This is a genomic window from Corynebacterium ciconiae DSM 44920, from assembly GCF_030440575.1.
GTDB classification, from domain to species: domain Bacteria; phylum Actinomycetota; class Actinomycetes; order Mycobacteriales; family Mycobacteriaceae; genus Corynebacterium; species Corynebacterium ciconiae.
On sequence record NZ_CP047189.1, the window covers coordinates 1857864 to 1878412 of the forward strand.

Below are 20549 nucleotides of genomic sequence, written 5' to 3' on the forward strand. Positions count from 1 at the left end.
CCTCACCTTTCGCAGTATGTCTTTCGCAAACAATGGTCTAAGAAGTTCAGCGGCGGCAACCACGGCCCAAGCAGTTAGCTTCGGGCGAACTGGCGCAGCACATCAACGATGGCCTGCCGCTCCACTACTTTGATGCGCTCATGCAGGCTGGCTTCGGTATCATCGGCGCGCACCTCAACGGCCCGCTGCTCGATGATCTCGCCAGTGTCCACGCCTTCGTCAACGTAATGAACCGTCGATCCGGTGACCTTCACCCCGTAGTTCAGCGCATCCCGCACGGCGTGCGCGCCCGGAAACGCGGGCAGCAGCGCGGGGTGGGTATTGATCACCCTGCGCGGGAATCGCTCCAAAAACTCCGGGCTGAGAATGCGCATAAAGCCCGCTGAAACAACAAAATCTGGCTGCAGGTCTGCTACGGCCTGCGCCAGATCTTGATTCCATGAAGTGCGTTCCGCACCGGGACGAAACGCCACGAGCTGTGCGGACACTCCCGCACTCTGGGCCCGTTCAAGGGCTTGGCAGTCACAATCCGCCACTAGCCCGCACACGCGATAGGACTCATCTTGGGCGTCCATGATCGCCTGCGCGAGAGTGCCGGAGCCCGACGCCAAAATGGCGATGCGCAACGGCCGCGGATTGCTGCTCGGGGTGGTGCTATGGGGTGAAGTCACGAACACATACTAACGCCAACCCGGTGCACTACCGCTTATCTCCCCCTTCCGATGGCGGTGTTTGCGGTTCACCTACCCCCGTTTGGTCGGTCTGCTCCGGCGGCTCATCCGCACTTTCTGCGCCATCGCTTATCGACGCCACCTCCCCGGCATCCTCTCCCTGCTCGGCAGCGGCGGAATCCTCCTCGGTGTCGCTGTCCTGCTCGGGATCTTCTGCCTCGGGCTCTGCCTCCTCGGTATCGATCGCCTCAGGTTCTGCTTCCACGGACTCTGGCTGCTCGGGCTGGTCCTCTAGTTCTGCCTGATCGGGCTCTGTGTCCTCGTCGTCGGCGTCCTCCGCGGTGGGCTCCCCAATGGCGGGGATGTGAGTCAGCTGCTCCTCGTATTCCTCGTTATGGTCCACATCATCGAAGCCGCCGACAAAGCCCTCTGGGTCGGCTTCGGTTGTCTCGGGCTCATCCTCGTAGCCCTCGGTCTCGCGGAATTCCTCCGGCACAGCGGCTGCGGCACGGTAAGCCAGCACCTTATCCAAGGCCACCATAGCGATACCGAGCACTCCCACCCAGGTAGCACTCAGGCCGGCAAAAAGCGGAACATGAACGCCCATCGAGCCGTACAGCCCCACCTCGCCGCTGAGCAACCACGCCAGTATCCCAGCGATCGCTGCCGACCAGAACGCAGCGAGGGCCACGCCCAGCCAGGGGCGCTCGGCTCGGGCTAGGATCCGCCAGCCGATCTCGAGGGCGATCACCACTGGCACAAGAAGAAGCACCCAGGCGTAGTTCCAGATCGAGGCGGGCCAGGCGGTCAGCAGTGGCAACGGCGGCATGGGCACGAGGGTGGCGTCGAAAAGGCTTACAAAGCCCTCGCCGAAGCGTGCCTCACTGCCGCTCAGTACGGCCATCGCCGCGACGATGCCGTTAACCAGGTAGAGCACGGAGACCCCCACCACGCCGATAAAGCCGGAGCTGCCCTCGAAGGCGCTGCGGATCTCTCCCAGCGCGGCGTGGTGCGCGGCAATGCTCACACCGACTGCCACGAGCCCGGCAGCTGCCATGGCCGTGTGGAAACGCACCGCAGCATCGAAACCGCTGAGCACCTCGGCGGGCACCCCGTATTTTTTGCACAACGCCCGCCACAGGTGCGGCCCCATGCCAAAGATCAGCGCGAGGAGATGGATCACCAGAACGCGACCCAGTAGGGACGGCAGCTGAAGGTGGAACTGTGCGTCTTTGAGCACTGCCCAATCCGCCACCGCCACCAGCAGCGGCACAATCAACGTTGCTGCCGCGAGATACGCGATATCAACAACACTGACCTTCTTATTCACGTTATGCCTTATTAATGCAGCCATTCCCGCGATCAGCACCACGGGCCCAAGCAGCGGCATCGCGGAGAAAGTCACGGCCCCAGCGCTGAGTGCTGCGGTGTGCGCACCTGCCCACACATAGGCGGTGGCGTGCAGCAGGTAGCCGAGCGGCTCGTTGCTAAAGAGGATCGTCGCAAACGCAACAACCAAACAGAGTGCGAGCACAATCACGTTGGCGATTACCGAGGCGCCACCGAAGCGGAGCACACGTGACTTCCATGTCACTGGGGCGGGCGCCTGATCGGCTGCGCGCTGCCGGCGCTCGGCGGTTGTGGCCGTGACCTTGACACGCCTCGATTGTCGCGTTTTCCTCGAGGAATGGCTCTGGGGCGACGTCGTTTTACTCACACGCCTACTCTGCCACGAATCACTCAACGATAGGTCAAGCGACACTAGGGTGACGCCCACCCCCTCACGGGTGATGAGGGCAGCCTCACAGCTGTAACGCTCGCACCCGTTGTCACGTATAGAAACATTTTTCACAACACTGATGATTGTGCTTGACCGATTCGTTATAAAAGGCTAGCGTTACTACCTGTTGATAACGGGATGGTTACATTTTTCGAAAGCTTCCAAGGATCTAACGGTTCCGTAACGTCTGGGTGCTCGCAGCATCTGTGAGCGCCCAGTAGGCGTGTAGAAGAACCAGATCCGTAAGTTTCTCGAAACTCCAGTTAGGCACAGAAAGAGGGCTCATGCAGACTCAGACTCGGGCACATGCCAAGCACCGCTCCACTGCGATGAGCGCGACCGCTAAGGGCCGCGTTGCTGCAGTGGCGTTTGCTACTGGCGCTGTTTCCGTTGCGGGAGCTGGCGGCGCTGCCGTCGCTGCCACCACCGCTGATTCTCAGCCTGAGTCCGCTAATTTCGAGCTGGCCGCTGATCCGGCCACCGCTCTGCCTGACGCTCAGCCGCAGATCCTCGCCATCGCCGAGTACAAGCCGGTAGAGGATCTGAGCAACCAGGTGCAGACCGCCCTGAAGTTCACCAAGGATCGTCTCGCCGCCGATGCCGCGGCCCGCGCTCCGAAGGCAGCCAAGCCCGCCGAAGGCGCTTTCACCTCCCCCTTCGGCCCCCGCTGGGGCACGATGCACAACGGCATCGATATTGCCAACGCCGTGGGCACCTCCATCGTCTCCGTGCTGGATGGCACCGTGATCGATGCCGGTCCGGCCTCCGGCTTCGGTAACTGGGTGCGCGTGCTGCACGACGATGGCACCATCACCGTCTACGGCCACATGGAGACCGTTGAGGTCGCCGTGGGTCAGAAGGTCACCGCCGGCCAGCGTATCGCCGGCATGGGCTCGCGTGGTTTCTCCACCGGCTCCCACCTGCACTTCGAAGTTCACCCGGGCGGCGGCGGACCCATCGATCCCGTGCCGTGGCTGTCCAACTTGGGCATCAACGTCTAAGCAGGCCCCACCCCGAGCGCATAAGCTCAGCCATATTCACAACCCGCAGCGTGTCACCACACCGCCGCGGGTTTTCTTGTATGCACCACTTCCCTGGAGAGTCTGCCCAGTGCGCCCTACACTGCAGAGAGCCAAGAAATAGAGGGCAGCAGGCAAGCTAGAGGCCCACTGCCCTTCAGAAGCCGCAGTAGCGGCCTAGAGCTTCTCCATGGGCACCCCGCCGAGCAGCATCAGGCGCACGGTGCCGCTAGAGCCGAAGTCAATAGTGGCGGTTGCCCGCACCCCCACTCCTTCCACGGCAACCACGGTGCCAAGGCCATACTTGTCGTGATTCACTCGGTCACCGGCGCTCAGAGACAGGTTCTTATTCAGGTGCCGCTTCGGGGTGGGAGTACTCGGGCGCGATTGAGACTGCTGCGGCGCGCCATACCTGGTGCTCGAAGCGCGGCCAGGCCCAGAGCTATAAGAGGCCCCATAGCCGGAATCCGACCATCCGCCGGATCCCATGCCCGAGCCCGCACCCCACGCCGATTGTGGCTGAGGCTCTTCTCTCTCCCAGTGGATCAACTCGGAGGGGATCTCGTTGAGAAAGCGCGAAGGCGGGTTATTCATTGGCTTGCCCCACGCCGAACGCACCATGGCGCGGGTGATAAACAGCTGCCGCCGCGCTCGGGTGATTCCCACATAGGCTAGGCGCCGCTCCTCGGCGAGCTCCGCCGGATCGCCGAGACTACGCATATGCGGGAATTGCCCATCCTCCCAACCGATAAGGAACACGGTGGGAAACTCCAGTCCCTTCGCGGTGTGGAGGGTCATGAGCGTGACCACACCCTCATCCTCATCGGGCAGCTGATCTGCATCGGCCACCAGGGACACCCGCTCGAGGAAGGCTTGGAGGCTGCCCGGCGCGGGCTCGCCTTGCTCTACCTCGAGGGATCCGCCATCCATTTCTGCATAGGCTTTCTGGTTCATCACCTCAGAGGTGAACTCGCGGGCCACAGAGACCAGCTCATTGAGGTTGTCCAGCCTGGTGGCATCCTGGGGATCGTTGGACTTTTCTAGTTGGTGCTTATAGCCCGTGGCGTCGAGAACATCGGAAATGATGTCTCCGATTGCCGGGATCTCGTCCTCGGCCGTGATTTCTGCCATGCGGGCGCGCAGCCCGTCCATCATCTCGTTATAGCGGGCGATAGCATTGCGGCCGCGCCCGCCGAGGAGATCTACTGTGCCCTCGCCGGCGTCGATAAGCGCCTGCGAAAAGGGAATCTGGTTATTGGACGCGTGAAGATCCACAAAAGCCACGGCCCGATCGCCGATGCCACGGCGCGGGGTATTGATGATGCGGCGAATGGAGACATCATCATCGGGGTTATCCAATACTCGCAGATAAGCCACAATATCGCGGATCTCTTTGCGCTCGTAGAAGCGAGTACCGCCCACCACTCGGTAGGTGATGCCGCAGCGCATGAACGCATCCTCCAGTGCGCGGGAGGAGTTATTGGTGCGATACATTACCGCCACCTCATCGGCGCTGTGGCCTTCATCGAGCAGCCGGTTGATTTCGGAGGCGATATAGGAGGCCTCGTCGTGCTCATTATCCGCCACATAGCCGGTGATCTTCGGCCCACTGCCCTCTGAGGTCCAGAGTTTTTTCTCGCGGCGGCCCTCATTCTGCGCGATCACCGCATTAGCTGCACTGAGAATGTTTTGGGTGGAGCGATAGTTTTGCTCCAGCACAACGGTACGGGCCTGGGGGAAGTCGCGCTCGAACTCCTCGATATTGCGAATGGTGGCGCCGCGGAACGCATAGATCGACTGATCGGCATCACCGACCACACACAGCTCGGAAGGATGCTCGGTGTCTGCCCCTACCAGCTGCGCCACCAACACGTACTGGGCGTGGTTCGTATCCTGATACTCGTCTACCAAGACGTGGCGGAAACGGGAACGATAGTGCTGCGCCACCTCGGGATGGTTACGCAAAATAGCCACCATCTCGAAAATGAGGTCATCGAAATCTACCGCGTTGGCCTGGCGCAGCCGGCGGTTGTATTCCCGATACACCGCGGAATGGGTTTCTTCATAAGGGTTGTGCGTGCGCTCTGCATCGGCTGCCGCTTGATCAGGGCGCACCAGCTCGTTTTTCCACTGCGAGATCGCATTAGCCACCTGCCTCGGCGGGAAACGCTTCGCGTCGAGCTGCATATCCTTCGCCACCAAGCCGATGAGCCGGCGAGAATCATCAGCATCATAAATAGTGAAATTGGAATTCAGCCCGGGTACCAGATGCGCATTCTGGCGCAGCATGCGCACGCAGGTGGAGTGGAAAGTAGACACCCACATTTGCTGCGCGGCTGGGCCCACCAGATCCAATACTCGCTCGCGCATCTCGGCGGCGGCCTTATTAGTAAAGGTAATAGCCAGCACCTGCCACGGAGCAACACCGCGCTCGGCCAACAAATAAGCGATGCGGCGGGTGAGCACGGCGGTCTTGCCAGAGCCCGCACCGGCCACAATCAACAGTGGCGATCCGCTGTGCAGCACTGCCTCACGCTGCTGCGGATTCAGCCCCTGAACAATCGCCTCCGACCGCGCCTGCGGCGCATCAGATGCGGCCCGCCCAGCGGCTGGGCTCATGGATGCCAGCCGGGCAGAGGGGGAAAAAGAAGAGGACTGAGAGCTACGCGGACTAAAGGGAGAATTCGACATAGTGTCTTCTAACCTACTCGTTGCCTCGGACACCGCTATGCGAACATCCCCACCGCCTCTAGCCGCCGAGTGTTTATGCCGCATTGTCCCAGCACATACCGGCTAGTGCTGGGCGCTGTGGCACAATACTGCTATGAGTTCTGCTGAAGATTTTGAAATCCGTATGCCCTCGGGCACTGATGATCCGCTCTCCGATGCCGAGATCCAGCAGTATCGCAAGGAAATCGACCGCCTCGACAAGGTCATTATCGAATCCATCCAGCGCCGCACCGCCATCTCCCAAGCCATCGGCAAGACACGGATGGGATCCGGCGGCACCCGGTTGGTGCACACCCGCGAAGTGGCCATCATCAACCAGTTCCGCGAGCAGCTCGGCGAAGAAGGACCCCAACTCGCCGGCATTCTGCTGCGCCTCGGCCGCGGCAAACTCTAGCGCGACGCACTCAAACGCGGCACACTCGAACTCGGCCAAATCAAAGGCGGCGGCGCAGGCGCTAAGCCCCGCTGGGATACAAGACGAAAGGCGGGCATCCACACCACCAGTGCGTGATGTGGATGCCCGCCCCTATTTAGCCCCTCAGCTCTGGCTCTACAGGCGCGCCTCCGGCAGTGCCATGAGCTTGGTTTCGAGATATTCATTGATTCCTTCGAAACCGCCTTCGCGGCCCACACCGGACTGCTTGACTCCGCCGAAGGGGGCGGAAGGATCAGAGATCGCGCCCTTGTTAATGGCCACCATGCCCACCTGCATTGCCTCGCCCGCGCCGAGGGCACGCTCGAGGTTCTCAGAGAAGACATAGCCGGCGAGTCCGAAGATGGTGTCGTTGCCAAAATCGATGGCGTCCTGATCCGAGCTCGCCTTGTAGATCGCCACCACAGGGCCGAAGATTTCCTCGGTGGCCATGCGCGCCGAACGCGGCACATCGGCCAGCACCGTGGGCGGGAAGTAGGAGCCCTTCTCTTGCAGCTCCTCCTCGAGCTCATAGACGCTGCCCCCGGCCAGTACACGCGCGCCTTGGGCGATGGCGTCATTGACCAGCTCCGAAACGGTCTCCACCTGATCGTCTCCAGACAGCGGGCCCACGGTCACACCCTCATCGGTGCCGCGTCCCACGGTGTAGGTGCCCATCAGCTCGGTTACGCGCTCGCAGAAGGCGTCGTAAAGCTTCTCGTGCACAATGAAACGGTTGGCGGCGATGCACACCTGGCCGGCACCGCGCATCTTCGCTACCTTCACGGCCTCGACGGCCTTGTCGAGGTCGGCGTCCTCCAAGACGATAAACGGCGCGTTGCCGCCCAGCTCGAGGCTGGTGCCCAGGGAGTGCTCAGCGGCGGTGGCGTGCAGCGATTGGCCCACCTCGGTCGAGCCAGTAAAGGTGAACTTGCGCAGGCGCGAATCCTCCAGCAGCGAGGACGCCGCAGAACCCGAGCCGGGGATAATGTTGACCACGCCATCCGGCAGGCCCGCCTCCTTGAGCACGCGGGCTAGATACAGCATGGTCAACGGCGTCTTCGAGGCCGGCTTGAGCACCATCGTGCACCCGGAGGCCAGCGCAGGCCCCATCTTGCGGGTGCCCATCGACAGCGGGAAATTCCACGGGGTGATCGCCAGTACCGGCCCCACGGGCTGTTGGGTAGTTACTACTCGCCCACCGCCGGCGGGAGTGATGCGGTAATCGCCGGTGATGCGCACCGCTTCCTCGGCGAACCAGCGGAAGAACTCGGCACCGTAGGTGACCTCGCCGCGCGAATCCGGCAGGGCACGCCCCAGCTCGGCGGACATGATGTAGGCCAGCTCTTCGCCCCGCTCGCTAAGCAACTCGAAGGCGCGGCGCAGAATCTCGGCGCGCTCGCGCGGGGCGGTAGCCGCCCACTCCTGCTGCACGGCGCAGGCAGCATCCAAGGCCTTGGTGGCATCTTCTGTGCCCGCCTTCGCCACGGTGGCCAACACGCTTCCATCGGAGGGGTTTTCTACCTCAAAGGTCTCGCCAGAGACGGCATCAACAAACTCGCCATTAATAAACAGCTGGGTGGGACAATCGGAGATGACTGCATCTAGATCAATACTCATAGGCACCACTATGCCCCCGCACCGATACAAGCGCCACCACCTTTCACGCCGGCCGGCTGTGTAAGAAGCATCCCACCCACAGCTCGCCGCAGACTGATTGCCAGTGAACGCGGCTGAACGAAGCGCCGCCCAAGCCGAGCAGGCCAGCGAGTAGCCAAGTGAATCCGCACGTGCCGGCAACCCCCGTTGAGAGGCGATCCCGCCTGCTCAGCCCAGCACAGCGCGGTGTTATCCTACGTCCTATGAGAGATGCACGCGACATGGACGCACCACGAGTGCTAGCCATCACAGCCTGCCCCACCGGAATCGCCCACACCTACATGGCCGCCGAGAATCTCGAGGCAGCCGCAAAGGACATGGGCATCGAGCTGCGTGTGGAAACACACGGCTCAGTCGGGGTCGAGGACACCTTCACCACCGAAGAGATCGCCGCCGCCGATGCGGTCCTCATCTCGGCAGACACCGTCATTGACAAGGGCCGCTTCGAAGGAAAGAAACTCCTCAGCACCTCTGTCGATGCCGCCATCAAAGATCCCGCCGGGGTACTCGAGCGCGCCCAGTCTGCCAGTGTCTTTACCGGTAGTGGCCAGCACGAGCACAGTGATAGCACCCCGAACAATGAACCGCTTCGACGCCAGCTGTATCAGGCACTGATGAACGGCGTATCGCACATGGTGCCCTTCGTGGTCACCGGTGGTCTGCTCATCGCGGTCTCGCTGTCGCTTGGCGGCGAGCCCACGCCCGAAGGTCTCGCCATCCCCGAGGATTCCTTCTGGTTCATGCTCAGCTCAATCGGCGCCCTCGCCTTCAGCCTGATGGTGCCGGTGCTCTCCGCCTATATTGCCTCCGGTATCGCTGGACGGCCCGGGTTGGCTCCAGGTTTTGTCACCGGCATGATCGCCGTCACCGGCTCGCTGTATAACTCCGACGCGGGTGCCGGATTCATCGGCGGCATCATCACCGGCTTCCTCTCCGGATATGTGGCCTTGGCGATCAAGAAGATCCCCGTGGGTAAATACTTGGCTGCCATCATGCCGGTGATCGTGATCCCGATCTTCACCACCCTGATCGTCGGCATGTTGTTCGTCTACGTTCTTGGCGGACCCATCTCGGCGCTCTTCGAGGCCCTCTCCCACTGGTTGTCTTCCCTTGATGGCGCCTCTGTCATTGTGCTCGGCGCCATCTTGGGTGCCATGATCGCCTTCGATATGGGCGGGCCCTTTAATAAAACAGCTTTCCTCTTCGGCGGTGGCATGATCGCCAGCGGTAACGCCGCCCCCATGGGGATGGTGGCTGCGGCGATCGCCGTGCCGCCTCTGGCCGTAGGTGTGGCCACTCTGATTCGCCGCAGCTGGTTCACCGGCACCGAACGCGACTCGGGTATTGCCGCGCTATTCATGGGCTTTTTCGGCATCACCGAAGGCGCGATCCCGCTGGCGGCGGCACGCCCCTTGCAGGTGATCCCCGCCAACGTGGCCGGTGGTGCTGTGGCCGGCGCCGTAGCCGGGTTGTTCAAGGTGGAAGACAACGTAATGCACGGTGGCCCGATCGTGGCCCTGCTCGGCGCGGTCGATAACACCCTCGGATTCTTCATCGCTCTTACCGCCGGCATCGCCGTCACCGCCGGGCTGTTGCTGGTGCTGGTGCGCATTTCTCGACGCCACCAGCCGGACACTTCCACCACCGGCGACGGCTCCCCTACTGCCGATGCACCCGCCACCCAGCCCGCCACGGTCGGCGCAGCCGCAACCACCGCAGCCGCAGCCACCGCAGCGCGCGCAGACGCCCCCAGTTCGGCTCCCGCAGCCGCACCGGCGCCCACCTCGCAGCGCCAGGACAATGACACCGCCGAGGCCGCTGAACTCATCACCACCGAGATGATTAGCCTTGATGATCTTTCCAGCGAAAGCACCCCGCGCGAGATCATTGGCGCCTTGGTGCATGCGGCCGCGGCCCAGGACCGAATCACCGATGAACAGCAGGTGGTTCAGGCGGCATTAGCCCGCGAGGCGCAGTCCACCACTGCTGTGGGACATCACGTGGCCATTCCCCACGCCCGCTGCACTGGTGTGGCTACAGCCAGCCTGGCGTTTGCCCGCCTGCCCGAGCCGGGTGTGGCATGGGATGAGGATCCGGACCACCGAAGCCGTCTCGTGTTTCTCATCGCCGCCCCGGATGATGCGGGCCAGCAACATCTGCGGATTTTGTCCAAGCTGGCGCGCGCCACGATGCGCGAGGATTTCCGCGCCCAGCTGCTTCACACCGACAGCTCAGAGGATGCAGTAGACATCATTCGCAGCGCCATGCAGTAGAGCACACGGTAGAGCACGCAGTAGCCCCATCACCGGCGGATTAACGAGGATCCCTCTCGCCCGCCGGTGATGCGTGTTTCAAGATGGCGTCGATAAGCCACCAGCCAACGATGGCCACCGGTATGCCGCAATTTCTGGGCACGTGTGCTTTAGACTCAGACTATGACTCACGCCACTCCGTCTGATGGTCAACCGCCACGGCTTCGCGCCAGTGACCACGATCGATCTCGCGTCCTCGACCACCTTGCCCAAGCCTATGCGGATGGGCGGCTGGACTATTCCGAGTTCGACGAGCGCTCCACACAAGCCTCAACCAGTCGTTTTATTGATGAGCTCGGCCCGCTCATCGCGGATTTAGGCGGCTACCACCAGCACGGCCTAGGCCCGCATCCTTCGCTCCAGCCGGCATCCAGCCCCGCTCACGAGGGTGCACCGGCCCGCCCGGCCGAGTCGGGAGATGCCGCACGGGCCGCGATGGACCGAGTGAATCAGCGCGTGATCGGCGGCACTGGGGCTGCACAGTCCTTTAGTTTGTGTGGCGCGAACTCCTTTTCCGGCGGGAGCACTCTCGCCTCCCAGCACGATACGGTGGTGGTGTTCAGCGGCAGCACCTTCGATCTGCGCTCTACCCCCTTGGTGTCTGCGCACACCACCATCACAGTAAATGTGATGTTCGGCGGCTGCGAGATCATCGTCCCCGAAGGCATGCGCGTGATTATGAACCCCACCACCGTGCTCGGGGACTGTTCGCTGAAGGTCAAGAATAAGGTCCAGATCAACCCTGCCACGCTTCCAGCCCATGCCCCCTCTGTGACCATCAACGGTTTCGTTCTCTGCGGCAGCTGCGAGGTAGTAGTCGCCCCAGATCGGCACTAGGCCAGGGCCCGCGGCGCGTCGAGCATCCCACGCCACACAGGCATTCAATGTCCGATTATGTGGGATTTTCACCACAGCCTCGCCGCGCCACCTGCACCCTTGCTCCCACCGGCGTTTCAGGGGCCAGCAGAACGGGCAGCGTCTCGCTAGCATTACACCTAGAGTGGCGAGCTCAGCTGCCGCGGCAAGCGGGCCCTACCCGCGCCGCACACTCACGCAGCGGCTCGCCCCACAATCGCAGAGATCCCATATATCAAGGAGCGTTAGAGAAAAAGTGTCGATGGATATCACCAAGACCGAAACGTGGAACACGCTGTCCGTTCACCGCAATGAGCTGAGCGAGACCAGCCTGCGCGAGCTATTCGCCCGCGACGATGAGCGCGTCTCGAAGCTCACCTTCTCTGCCGCCGACCTGCACGTGGATCTGTCTAAGAACCTCGTAGACGATGAGGCCCTGCAGCTGCTGGTGCAGCTGGCCCGCGAGGCCGGTCTGCCGGAGAAAATCGAGCAGATGTTTAGCGGCGCCCACATCAACAACACCGAGGACCGCGCCGTGCTGCATACCGCGCTGCGCATGCCGGTGGAGGATTCCCTCGAGGTCGACGGCCAGGATGTTGCCGCCGATGTGCACGAGGTGCTGGGGCGCATGCGCGACTTCGCTCAGGCCCTGCGTTCGGGATCGTGGCTAGGCCACACCGGTCACACCATTAAGACCGTGGTGAATATCGGTATCGGCGGATCCGACTTAGGCCCGGCGATGGCCACTAAGGCGCTGCGCACCTACGCGACCGCCGGCATCAACGCCCACTTTGTCTCCAATGTGGACCCCGCCGATATGAGCGCGGTTCTCGAGCAGGTGGATCCGGAATCCACGCTGTTCATTGTGGCTTCTAAGACCTTCACCACCCAGGAGACCCTGGCCAATGCCCATGCCGCGAAGCGCTGGCTGCTGGAGAAGTTCGATGGCGATGAGTCTGCGGTGGCCAAGCACTTCGTGGCGGTGTCCACCAATGCGGAGAAGGTGGCCGAGTTCGGCATCGATACCGATAACATGTTCGGGTTCTGGGACTGGGTCGGCGGCCGCTATTCGGTGGATTCCGCCATTGGCCTGTCGCTGATGGCTGTGATCGGCCCCATGGACTTCATGCGCTTCCTCGAGGGTTTCCACGCCATGGACACCCACTTCCGCACTACCCCGCTGGAGAGCAATGTTCCGGCACTCATGGGCCTGTTGGGCGTGTGGTACGCGGACTTCTTCGGCGCGGAAACCCACGCGGTGCTGCCCTACTCGGAGGATCTGTCCCGCTTCCCCGCCTATCTGCAGCAGCTGACCATGGAGTCCAATGGTAAGTCTGTGCGCCACGATGGCACCTCGGTGACCACCAATACCGGTGAGATCTACTGGGGCGAGCCGGGCACCAATGGCCAGCACGCCTTCTACCAGCTGATGCACCAGGGCACCCGCATGGTGCCGGCGGACTTCATCGGCTTCGCCCGCCCCAAGGAGGATCTGCCGACCGCCACCGGCGAGGGCTCGATGCACGATCTGCTCATGGGCAACTTCTTTGCCCAAACCAAGGTGCTGGCCTTCGGCAAGACCTACGAGGAGCTGCTCGAGGAGGGCGTGCCCACCGAGCTGGTCACCCACAAGCTCATGCCGGGCAATCGCCCCACCACCACCATCCTCGCCGAGGAGCTCACCCCCTTCGCGCTCGGCGCTCTCATCGCGCTGTACGAGCACATCGTGTTCACCCAGGGCGTGATTTGGGATATCAACTCCTTCGACCAGTGGGGTGTGGAGCTGGGCAAACAGCAGGCTAATGATCTGGCCCCGGCTGTCTCCGGCGAGCAGGAGCCCAACTCGGGCGATGCCTCCACGGATGCGCTGATCAGCTTCTACCGCTCGAAGCGTTAACGCCGCCCGCGCAGCATTGCGGCTGCGCCCTCTCCCGCCCACCGACTGCCACCTTCGGGCTGGCCGCGGTGGGCGTCGGTGCCTCTGCACCAACAGCACGCTGCAGAAATACCACCAGGTGGGAAGTTTTGTGTGCCCAACTTCTCACTAGGTGATGCTCTGGCGTAGTGTGGCTGCTGTGACTGCCACCACTGCACCCCAGCCGAACCGCCGTATCGCGTTGATCGCTGCGAGCGCGATTGTGTTGAGCGCACTCAACCTGCGCGCTCTTGTCACCGCCCTGCCCCCGCTGCTGCCGCGCATCGACGCCAGCCTGGGGCTCAGTGGCGTCATCCTCGGTGTCATCGGCATGGCCCCCACCGTGACGTTCGCTCTGGCCGCCTTGTCCAGCCCGTGGATGCTCCGCAGATTCACCTCGGCGCAAACGCTGTGCATGGCGATGCTCGCCACCGCCACCGGCCAACTGCTGCGCGTCCTAGGCCCGTCTACCCTGCTGTTGCTGGCCGGCACCTTCTTCGGGTTGTTTGCCATCGGCATCACCAATGCCGTCATTCCGGTGGCCTTGCGGGCCTTCTTCCCTCGCCGAGTGCCACAACTATCGATCGTCTACATGGTCTGCATGCAGATCGGCATGATGAGCGCCCCGCTGTTTTCTGAACCGCTGGCGGAGTCGCTCGATGGCCGCGGCGGAATCGCCGGCTGGCAGTTCGCGCTCGGGGTGTGGCTCATCCCCGCGCTGATCGCGGCCGCCGCGTGGTCGCCCCTTCTGGGTTTGGCGCGGAGCAAGGCGGCCGCCGAGGCCGCGAAGCGACGCAGCAGCTTGCCGGTGCACCGCACCTCGATCGGCCGAGGCCTGGTGGTGATGTTCGGCATGACGAGCTTTTCCACCTTCTCCTTCATGCTGTTTATCCCGCAGATGTACATCGATGGCGGCGCCAGCGTGCATTTCGCTGCGCTCATGCTTTCCTATTGGTCCGGGTTGGGGCTGCTGCTCTCGATCGTCGGGCCCTGGATTGCCGCGCGCCTGCGCGATCCTTTCCCCGTGGTGGCGCTGTGTCTGCTGTGTTTCATCGTGGGCAATGTGGGGATGGCCCTGCATCCAATGTCCGCGCCGTGGCTGTGGATCACTCTCTCAGGAGTAGGCCCGCTATCCTTCCCCACCGCGCTCACCCTGGTGAATCTGCGTGCCCGCACCACCGCCGGCGCCACCGCCCTATCCAGCTTTGGGCAAGGCGGCGGCTATACCATCGCCGCCGTGGGGCCGCTGCTATTCGGCACGCTTCACGACGCCACCTCGAGCTGGATCGTCCCCGTGGGCATGACGGTGATCGCGACGGTGCTGGTCGGTATCGGTACCTTCTTCGCTACCCGCAATACCGATGTTGAAACACAGCTGGGTGGCGTCGATTAGCCAGCGTGTGAAATCGGCTGGCAGGTTGGGCAGAACCAGATGACCCGCTCTAGCTCGCCTTCGTCCCCGCCGCGATCCACACCGCCGAGAAAGTCCTTCTCGATGCGGCTGCCACAGCGGCGGCAGGGGCGGGCGTAGCGGCCGAAGACATAGGCGGTCTCGCCGATGCGGTTGATGCCGGTGCTCACCCTCTTGGTCGCTAAACGATTGGCCCACATTAACCGTCGAGTAATCCGCACCACCTTGGCCACATCCACCTCTGATACCGGGGTGGCTGGATGCAGCCCGGCGAGAAAGCAGATCTCGGCGCGGTATTCGTTTCCCACCCCGGCGAGGTTGCGTTGATCCAGCAGTGCCGCGCCGATGGCGCGCTCCGGGCGGCGAGCAATGCGCTCGCACGCTTCCTGTTCATCCCAGTTCTCGCCCAACACGTCCGGCCCGAGATGCGCGATGGCCGCCGCGTAGTCGGCGCTGGGCAGCACCTTCACCATGCCAAGCTCAAAGCCCACCACCTCGATGGGGCGGGGATATTCAGGCGCGCCCTCCAGCTCCAGCACCACCCTGGCCTTCCACCCGGGTGTGGACCAGCGATCTCCTTTCAGCCCCACCCGCCAAGTGCCTTCCATTTTTAGGTGGGTCTGCAGGATCTGCTCCCCGAAATCCATGAAGAGGTACTTGCCATAGGGCCACACGCCCGCCACGGTGGAACCGCTGACATCCGTGGTGGCCCAGCGCGGCACCCGCAGGGAGCAGCCCAGCACTCGCCGACCAGTCATAAACTGCAGCCGGCGGCTGAGCTGAAATACAGAATCGCCCTCAGGCATTGTTGCTCCTCTCTCCCCTCGTGGTCTGCGTGGCAGTGTAGCAACAGTGCCGGATGCTGTTAGCGGCGCGGACCTCCAGCGCCGAAGGGGCCACGGCGGCTGGGAGAAGAAGGTGAGGAGGGGCGGCGAAACGCATTGCGCTCCACTGCCTCCACCGCATCGGCGAGATCCCTGCCGCGCCGCTTGCTCTCTTCGGCGCTGCCGCGGCTAAAGCCGATGCGCACCCCCTTGGGCGTGATGGTCAGCCCCGCGGCCCGCACGGCCGGCAGCAACGGCGAGTCCCATACGCTCGCGCCGTTGATCTTTTCCACCACCACCGGCTTCACCGAGGTGAGCTGGGTGGCGTGCAGCAAGGCGGCGTCGATATCGCTCAGCGCGGCCTCCACATCCTCAATGTCTTCGGGGATGCGCAGCGTCTTGCCGCCGCGGCTGAGATGGCCCAGCAGCTGCCCGCCGCGCAGCACCACCATCGCGCCCGCGGTGCGGCTAAAGCCGGTGCCCGGCCAGTCGAGCGCCGCGCCATAGGGGTTGGCGGGATCCGCCGCGGCCATGAGGTACAGGGCATCCTCGCGGGTGGCGCGCACCCGATCCACCACCGCAGAGGTGGAAAACTGGGCGCCGCCGAGGCCGTCGATGATGTAGCCGCGGGTGGCTTTGCCGGTTTCTTCAAAAGAGCGCAGCACCTTATAGGCCAGTGCGAAACCGCCGAGCACCTCCTCCGACTGGATCGAGCCGCGGGTGACCACCCCATAGCGATCAAGCCAGGCCTCGCCGTGGGCCACCGCGCGGGCAGTGGCCTCGGTGGCGGGATCAGCCGGCTCGATGGCGCGAATGAACCGGCCTGGTACATCCGTCGGTTGGGTGCTCGCCCCGGCGCGCTGGCTATTGACACTGTGAGCAAAGCTAGTGCGCCCCATGCGTAGCCGGGAGCGGTTGGGCCGGCGTGTCGCCCGGTGCGCGGTGGAGCCCTTGGAGGCGGTGCCGGCGAGCCGCGCCCGCAGGGGCGCGAAACCCTCAGGGCTGACTAGGGATTTCTCCATGAGAGACCAGAGGCTATCGCGCACCACCTCTGGGGTGCGTTCGGCTGCGGGCAACTCCACCCCCAGCTCGTCGGTGTAGTCCGCGAGATAGCTCAATAGCTCGGTGAAGAGGAAGGCGCCGCCGGAGTCGAGCGCTGTAAGCAGCGCGGTCTCGGTGGTGCTGAGGGTGTGCTCGGCGGGTTCTTCTATCAGCTGCGCGGCATAATCGGCGGGGATGAGGCTCACCCACGGGTCGCGGGCGCCTGCGAGGCCGCGGCACAGCACCAGCACCTCGCCGTTTTGGGTGAGTTCATCGAGGTCGGTGGGTGAATATCGGCTTACACGCAGCGGAAACGCCAGCGACTCCCAGGCGCTGGCGGGCAAGAATACCCCGGCCAGCTGCTCGCACACGGCAAACACCCCATCGGCACCGCGCAGCTTGGGATAGCCGCCGGTTTCGGCGATGCTGTGCCACTCGGGCAAGAAGGCGGCATAGGCGCGTTGGCTCACCGGTTCGATCTGGCTGTGGACCTTCGCCAACGTGCGGGTGCGCAGCTTCTTCAGCACCCCGCGATCCACATACTCCTGCTCCTCGACTCCAACTCGGTAGTGTCCTTCGACTGCCCCATTGCGGCTGGCTGCGGTGGCGGCCACACTGATGCCGATGCCGAAAGCACTGGCCAGCTCTGCGGCGGTAAAGGGGCCGCGGCTGCGGGCGAAGCGGCGCACCAGCTGATCCACGGCATCGTCGATGGTGGCTGGGTCCGCGCCCACCCCCGGTGGCACTGGCACCCCGAGCCCGTCGCGCAGCAACGCGGCATCGGTGGCCAGCGCGGCATGCGGGGTTCCTTGGATGCGCACCTCCATAACCTGCTGGGCTGAGGCTAGCTGCTCCCATGCGGCAGGAAAATCAGCGTGACGATCCAGCTGCGCTAAGGGGATCGGCCCGATTTCGCGGAGGATATCGATCAGTGCCTCAGGAGTGCGCGCCCGCCATCTATCGGCGGTGTGCTGCAGCTGGGCGTGTACCTCGGCGATGATGTCCTGATCCAACAGCTCCCGCAGTTCCACCTTGCCTAAGAGCTTGGCCAGCAGATCGGGATCCAGTGACAGCGCAGCGGCACGTTTTTCCGCCAGCGGGGTATCGCCTTCGTACATGAACGCGCCGGTGTAGTTGAACATCAGCGAGGAGGCGAAGGGGCTGGGCTGCTCCACGGTGATCTCGGCGATGCGCACGCGATGCTGCTCGATGTCCCCCATCAAGGCGGTGAGCGCCTCGAGGTCGTAGACATCCTGCAGACATTCGCGCACTGTCTCCAAAATGATGGGGAAAGACGGATATTTGCGCGCCACGTCCAGCAGCTGGGCGGCGCGCTGCCGCTGCTGCCACAATGGCGCCCGCTTGCCGGGGTTGCGCCGCGGCAGGAGCAGCCCGCGGGCGGCACACTCGCGGAAACGGGAGGCAAATAGTGCCGAGTTACCCACCTGCTCGGCCACGAGATCGCTGATCTCATCCTTATCGAAGCTAAACAACTCCGGCCCGGGCTCGGTGTCCATGGCTGGCAGGCGCAGCACGATGCCGTTATCGCCGGCCACGGCCTGGGCATCAATGCCGCTCTGCTCGGCGATGCGCGCCCCCACCGCCAGCGCCCACGCGGCATTCACGCCGCGGCCATAGGGTGAGTGCAACACCACCCGCCAATCGCCGAGCTCATCACTAAAGCGCTCCACCAAGAGGGTGCGCTCGTCCGGAACCATGCCCGTGGCCTGCTGTTGCTCGCGGATAAATGCTGTGAGATTGTCTTTGGCCCACTGATCTAAATCCGTGTTCTCGAGCACCTGCGGATCATCGGCCACACGTCGCAGAAACTCGCCGATCATCACCCCCAGCTCCGCTGGACGGCCCGGGCTATCGCCGCCCCAAAAAGGCAACCGTCCAGTATGCCCCGGGGCGGGAGTCACCAGCACCTGGTCCCTGGTGATCTCCTCGATCCGCCAACTCGATGCGCCGAGAGTAAACACATCCCCCACCCGGGATTCGTAGACCATCTCCTCGTCCAGCTCGCCCACACGCCGCGGCCCGGACTCACCACCGCCGGCCAAAAACACCCCGAACATGCCCCGATCGGGAATGGTGCCACCGCTGGTCACAGCCACCCGCTGGGCGCCGGGCCGGGCGGAGAGCATGCCGCTGACACGATCGAAGTTCACCCGTGGTTTGAGCTCGGCGAAATCGGTGGAGGGATACACCCCGCTGGCGAGATCAATCACCGAATCGAAGACCGAGCGATCGAGACTGCGATAGGGATAGGCTCGGCGGACTGTGTCGAACCAGTCGTCGACGTGAATATCCCCGCTCACCGTGGCGGCGATAGTCTGCTGCACCAGCACATCAAGGGGGTTGGTTGGCACGCTGAGGGCCTCGATAAACCCGGCGCGCATCTTCTCCACCACCACGGCGGAGTCCACCAGATCGCTGCGGTGTTTGGGATAGAAGGTGGCCCGCGATACCGCCCCCACGCGGTGCCCGGCGCGGCCCACACGCTGCAGGCCGGAGGCCACCGAGGGCGGGGATTCCACCTGGATCACCAGATCCACCGCGCCCATGTCGATGCCGAGTTCGAGGGAGGAGGTGGCCACGACGCAGCGCAGTTCACCGCTTTTCAGCGCCGCCTCGGTGTGGGCGCGTTCGTCTTTGCTCACCGAGCCGTGATGGGCGCGGGCGATGATCGCCTCGGCCTCACCGGCGATATCGGTGGATTTCATCAGCTGGGCGGGATCGCGCCGGCGCGCCGCGCTGAGCGCCTCGGGCTGGTGTTCGGCGGCGTAGAGCTCGTTGATGCGGGAGGTGAGCCGCTCCGCGCTGCGCCTGGAGTTCACAAACACCAAGGTGGACCTAGCCGCCATGACTTGCTCGTAGAGCTGCTGTTCGATGAAGGGCCAAATGCTGGCTTGCTGCGGCAGCGCCGATTCTATGGCGGCATCGTCAAAGCTCGGTAGCTCGGGGGTGTCCGTAGAGTCCTCGGCAGCGGCGGTGTGCGGGCTGGGATCGTCGACAAGCGGAGACGTAATCCCTAGGGGGTCATCAATGGTGGCCTCCCCGATGCTCGAGCCGCGCTCCGGTACGGGCAGATCCGACATATCGGGCACGGGCACCCGCACGCTGAGATCCCACTGCTTACTGGCCTGTGGTGCCACGATATCGACATCGCGGTCGCCGCCGAGAAAGCGCGCCACCGTCTCGATGGGACGCACCGTGGCCGACAGCCCAATGCGTTGTACCTCATGCTCAGTGATGCGCTCGAGCCGCTCCAGCGAAAGCGCCAGGTGGCTGCCGCGTTTAGTGCCGGCGAGCGCGTGGATCTCATCGATGATCACGGTGTCCACGTCGCTTAAGATCGACGCCGCCTTCGAGGTGAGCATGAGATAGAGGCTCTCTGGGGTGGTGATCAACACATCGGGGGCGTTGCGCACTTGGCGTGCCCGCTCTGCTTGTGGGGTATCGCCGGAGCGCACACCCACGCTCACCCCGTGCAGCCGCACCCCCTCGCGCGCGGCGGCTGTCTCAATCCCCTTCAAGGGCGCGCGCAGATTGTTCTGCACATCCACCCCCAGCGCCTTCAGCGGTGAGATATAGAGCACGCGCACGCCGTCCTCGCTCACCTCCACGCGCCCTGGCGCCTCCACCCCGCGCAAAGGCAGCGGCTGCTCATCGGGCTTAGGAGCGTGCTCTTCCCGGCTCACCAGCGTGTTCAGCGCCCACAAGAAGGCCGATAGCGTCTTGCCCGAGCCGGTAGGCGCCACCACGAGAGCGTTGTGTCCTGCGGAAATAGACTCCCACGCGGCGGCCTGCACCGCCGTGGGAGCGGCGAAGACATCGGCAAACCAGCGTGCCACCACGGGGTGGAATTTCTGCAGGATCTGAGCGGTCATGTAACCATCAAACCAAACCATTAAGCT

12 protein-coding genes are annotated in these 20549 nt (G+C 63.7%); 6 read left to right on the forward strand and 6 right to left on the reverse strand.

Annotated features, from left to right (window positions below):
- Window positions 1-74: 74 nt before the first annotated feature.
- Both purN and CCICO_RS08165 read right to left on the reverse strand, forming a co-directional pair.
- A complete protein-coding gene (purN, locus tag CCICO_RS08160) occupies window positions 75-671 on the reverse strand; it encodes a phosphoribosylglycinamide formyltransferase (RefSeq protein WP_026161378.1) in 597 nt (198 codons plus the stop codon).
- A gap of 28 nt (window positions 672-699) precedes the next feature.
- On the reverse strand, window positions 700-2265 hold the full coding sequence (locus CCICO_RS08165) for a cell division protein PerM (RefSeq protein ID WP_156809826.1): 1566 nt from the start codon (window positions 2263-2265) through the stop codon (window positions 700-702).
- A 470-nt stretch (window positions 2266-2735) separates the two neighbouring features.
- Between CCICO_RS08165 and CCICO_RS08170 the strand changes: the two genes are divergently transcribed.
- Complete coding sequence (locus CCICO_RS08170) at window positions 2736-3452, forward strand: M23 family metallopeptidase (protein WP_018019298.1); 717 nt, start codon at window positions 2736-2738, stop codon at window positions 3450-3452.
- 195 nt (window positions 3453-3647) lie between these two features.
- Here CCICO_RS08170 and CCICO_RS08175 read toward each other — a convergent pair whose 3' ends face one another.
- The gene (locus CCICO_RS08175; protein WP_018019299.1) at window positions 3648-6161 is read right to left on the reverse strand and encodes an ATP-dependent helicase; all 2514 of its coding nucleotides are present in this window, start codon (window positions 6159-6161) and stop codon (window positions 3648-3650) included.
- A 133-nt stretch (window positions 6162-6294) separates the two neighbouring features.
- On the opposite strand from CCICO_RS08175, the gene CCICO_RS08180 reads away from it, so the two are divergent.
- Window positions 6295-6594 carry a chorismate mutase gene (locus CCICO_RS08180; protein WP_018019300.1) on the forward strand — a complete coding sequence of 100 codons (300 nt, stop codon included), beginning with the start codon at window positions 6295-6297 and terminating at the stop codon, window positions 6592-6594.
- 156 nt (window positions 6595-6750) lie between these two features.
- Here the strand turns inward: CCICO_RS08180 and CCICO_RS08185 are convergent, their stop codons facing one another.
- Entirely contained in the window at window positions 6751-8232 is a 1482-nt protein-coding gene (locus CCICO_RS08185; RefSeq protein ID WP_018019301.1) for an NAD-dependent succinate-semialdehyde dehydrogenase, read from the reverse strand.
- A 260-nt stretch (window positions 8233-8492) separates the two neighbouring features.
- Between CCICO_RS08185 and CCICO_RS08190 the strand changes: the two genes are divergently transcribed.
- The 4 genes from CCICO_RS08190 (at window position 8493) to CCICO_RS08205 (ending at window position 14746) form a co-directional block, all read left to right on the forward strand.
- Complete coding sequence (locus CCICO_RS08190; protein ID WP_018019302.1) at window positions 8493-10544, forward strand: fructose-specific PTS transporter subunit EIIC; 2052 nt, start codon at window positions 8493-8495, stop codon at window positions 10542-10544.
- A 162-nt stretch (window positions 10545-10706) separates the two neighbouring features.
- Window positions 10707-11420 (forward strand): DUF1707 SHOCT-like domain-containing protein, encoded by a 714-nt coding sequence (locus tag CCICO_RS08195; RefSeq protein ID WP_018019303.1) that lies wholly within the window; start codon window positions 10707-10709, stop codon window positions 11418-11420.
- Between the two features lie 274 nt (window positions 11421-11694).
- Window positions 11695-13335 (forward strand): glucose-6-phosphate isomerase, encoded by a 1641-nt coding sequence (gene pgi, locus CCICO_RS08200; RefSeq protein WP_026161381.1) that lies wholly within the window; start codon window positions 11695-11697, stop codon window positions 13333-13335.
- Window positions 13336-13513: 178 nt separating this feature from the next.
- Entirely contained in the window at window positions 13514-14746 is a 1233-nt protein-coding gene (locus CCICO_RS08205) for an MFS transporter (RefSeq protein ID WP_167540143.1), read from the forward strand.
- Here the strand turns inward: CCICO_RS08205 and CCICO_RS08210 are convergent.
- A complete protein-coding gene (locus CCICO_RS08210) occupies window positions 14743-15570 on the reverse strand; it encodes a DNA-formamidopyrimidine glycosylase family protein (protein WP_018019306.1) in 828 nt (275 codons plus the stop codon). The genes CCICO_RS08205 and CCICO_RS08210 overlap by 4 nt on opposite strands.
- 59 nt (window positions 15571-15629) lie before the next feature.
- Entirely contained in the window at window positions 15630-20522 is a 4893-nt protein-coding gene (locus tag CCICO_RS08215; protein WP_018019307.1) for a DEAD/DEAH box helicase, read from the reverse strand.
- Window positions 20523-20549: the final 27 nt, after the last annotated feature.

Excerpts from the sequence above, each read along its gene's own strand:
- CCICO_RS08180 (WP_018019300.1), top strand. The coding sequence starts at position 6,295 with ATGAGTTCTGCTGAAGATTTTGAAATCCGTATGCCCTCGGGCACTGAT.
- CCICO_RS08170 (WP_018019298.1), top strand. The coding sequence starts at position 2,736 with ATGCAGACTCAGACTCGGGCACATGCCAAGCACCGCTCCACTGCGATG.
- CCICO_RS08195 (WP_018019303.1), top strand. The coding sequence starts at position 10,707 with ATGACTCACGCCACTCCGTCTGATGGTCAACCGCCACGGCTTCGCGCC.
- CCICO_RS08210 (WP_018019306.1), bottom strand. The coding sequence starts at position 15,570 with ATGCCTGAGGGCGATTCTGTATTTCAGCTCAGCCGCCGGCTGCAGTTT.
- CCICO_RS08215 (WP_018019307.1), bottom strand. The coding sequence starts at position 20,522 with ATGACCGCTCAGATCCTGCAGAAATTCCACCCCGTGGTGGCACGCTGG.
- CCICO_RS08175 (WP_018019299.1), bottom strand. The coding sequence starts at position 6,161 with ATGTCGAATTCTCCCTTTAGTCCGCGTAGCTCTCAGTCCTCTTCTTTT.
- CCICO_RS08185 (WP_018019301.1), bottom strand. The coding sequence starts at position 8,232 with ATGAGTATTGATCTAGATGCAGTCATCTCCGATTGTCCCACCCAGCTG.
- CCICO_RS08190 (WP_018019302.1), top strand. The coding sequence starts at position 8,493 with ATGGACGCACCACGAGTGCTAGCCATCACAGCCTGCCCCACCGGAATC.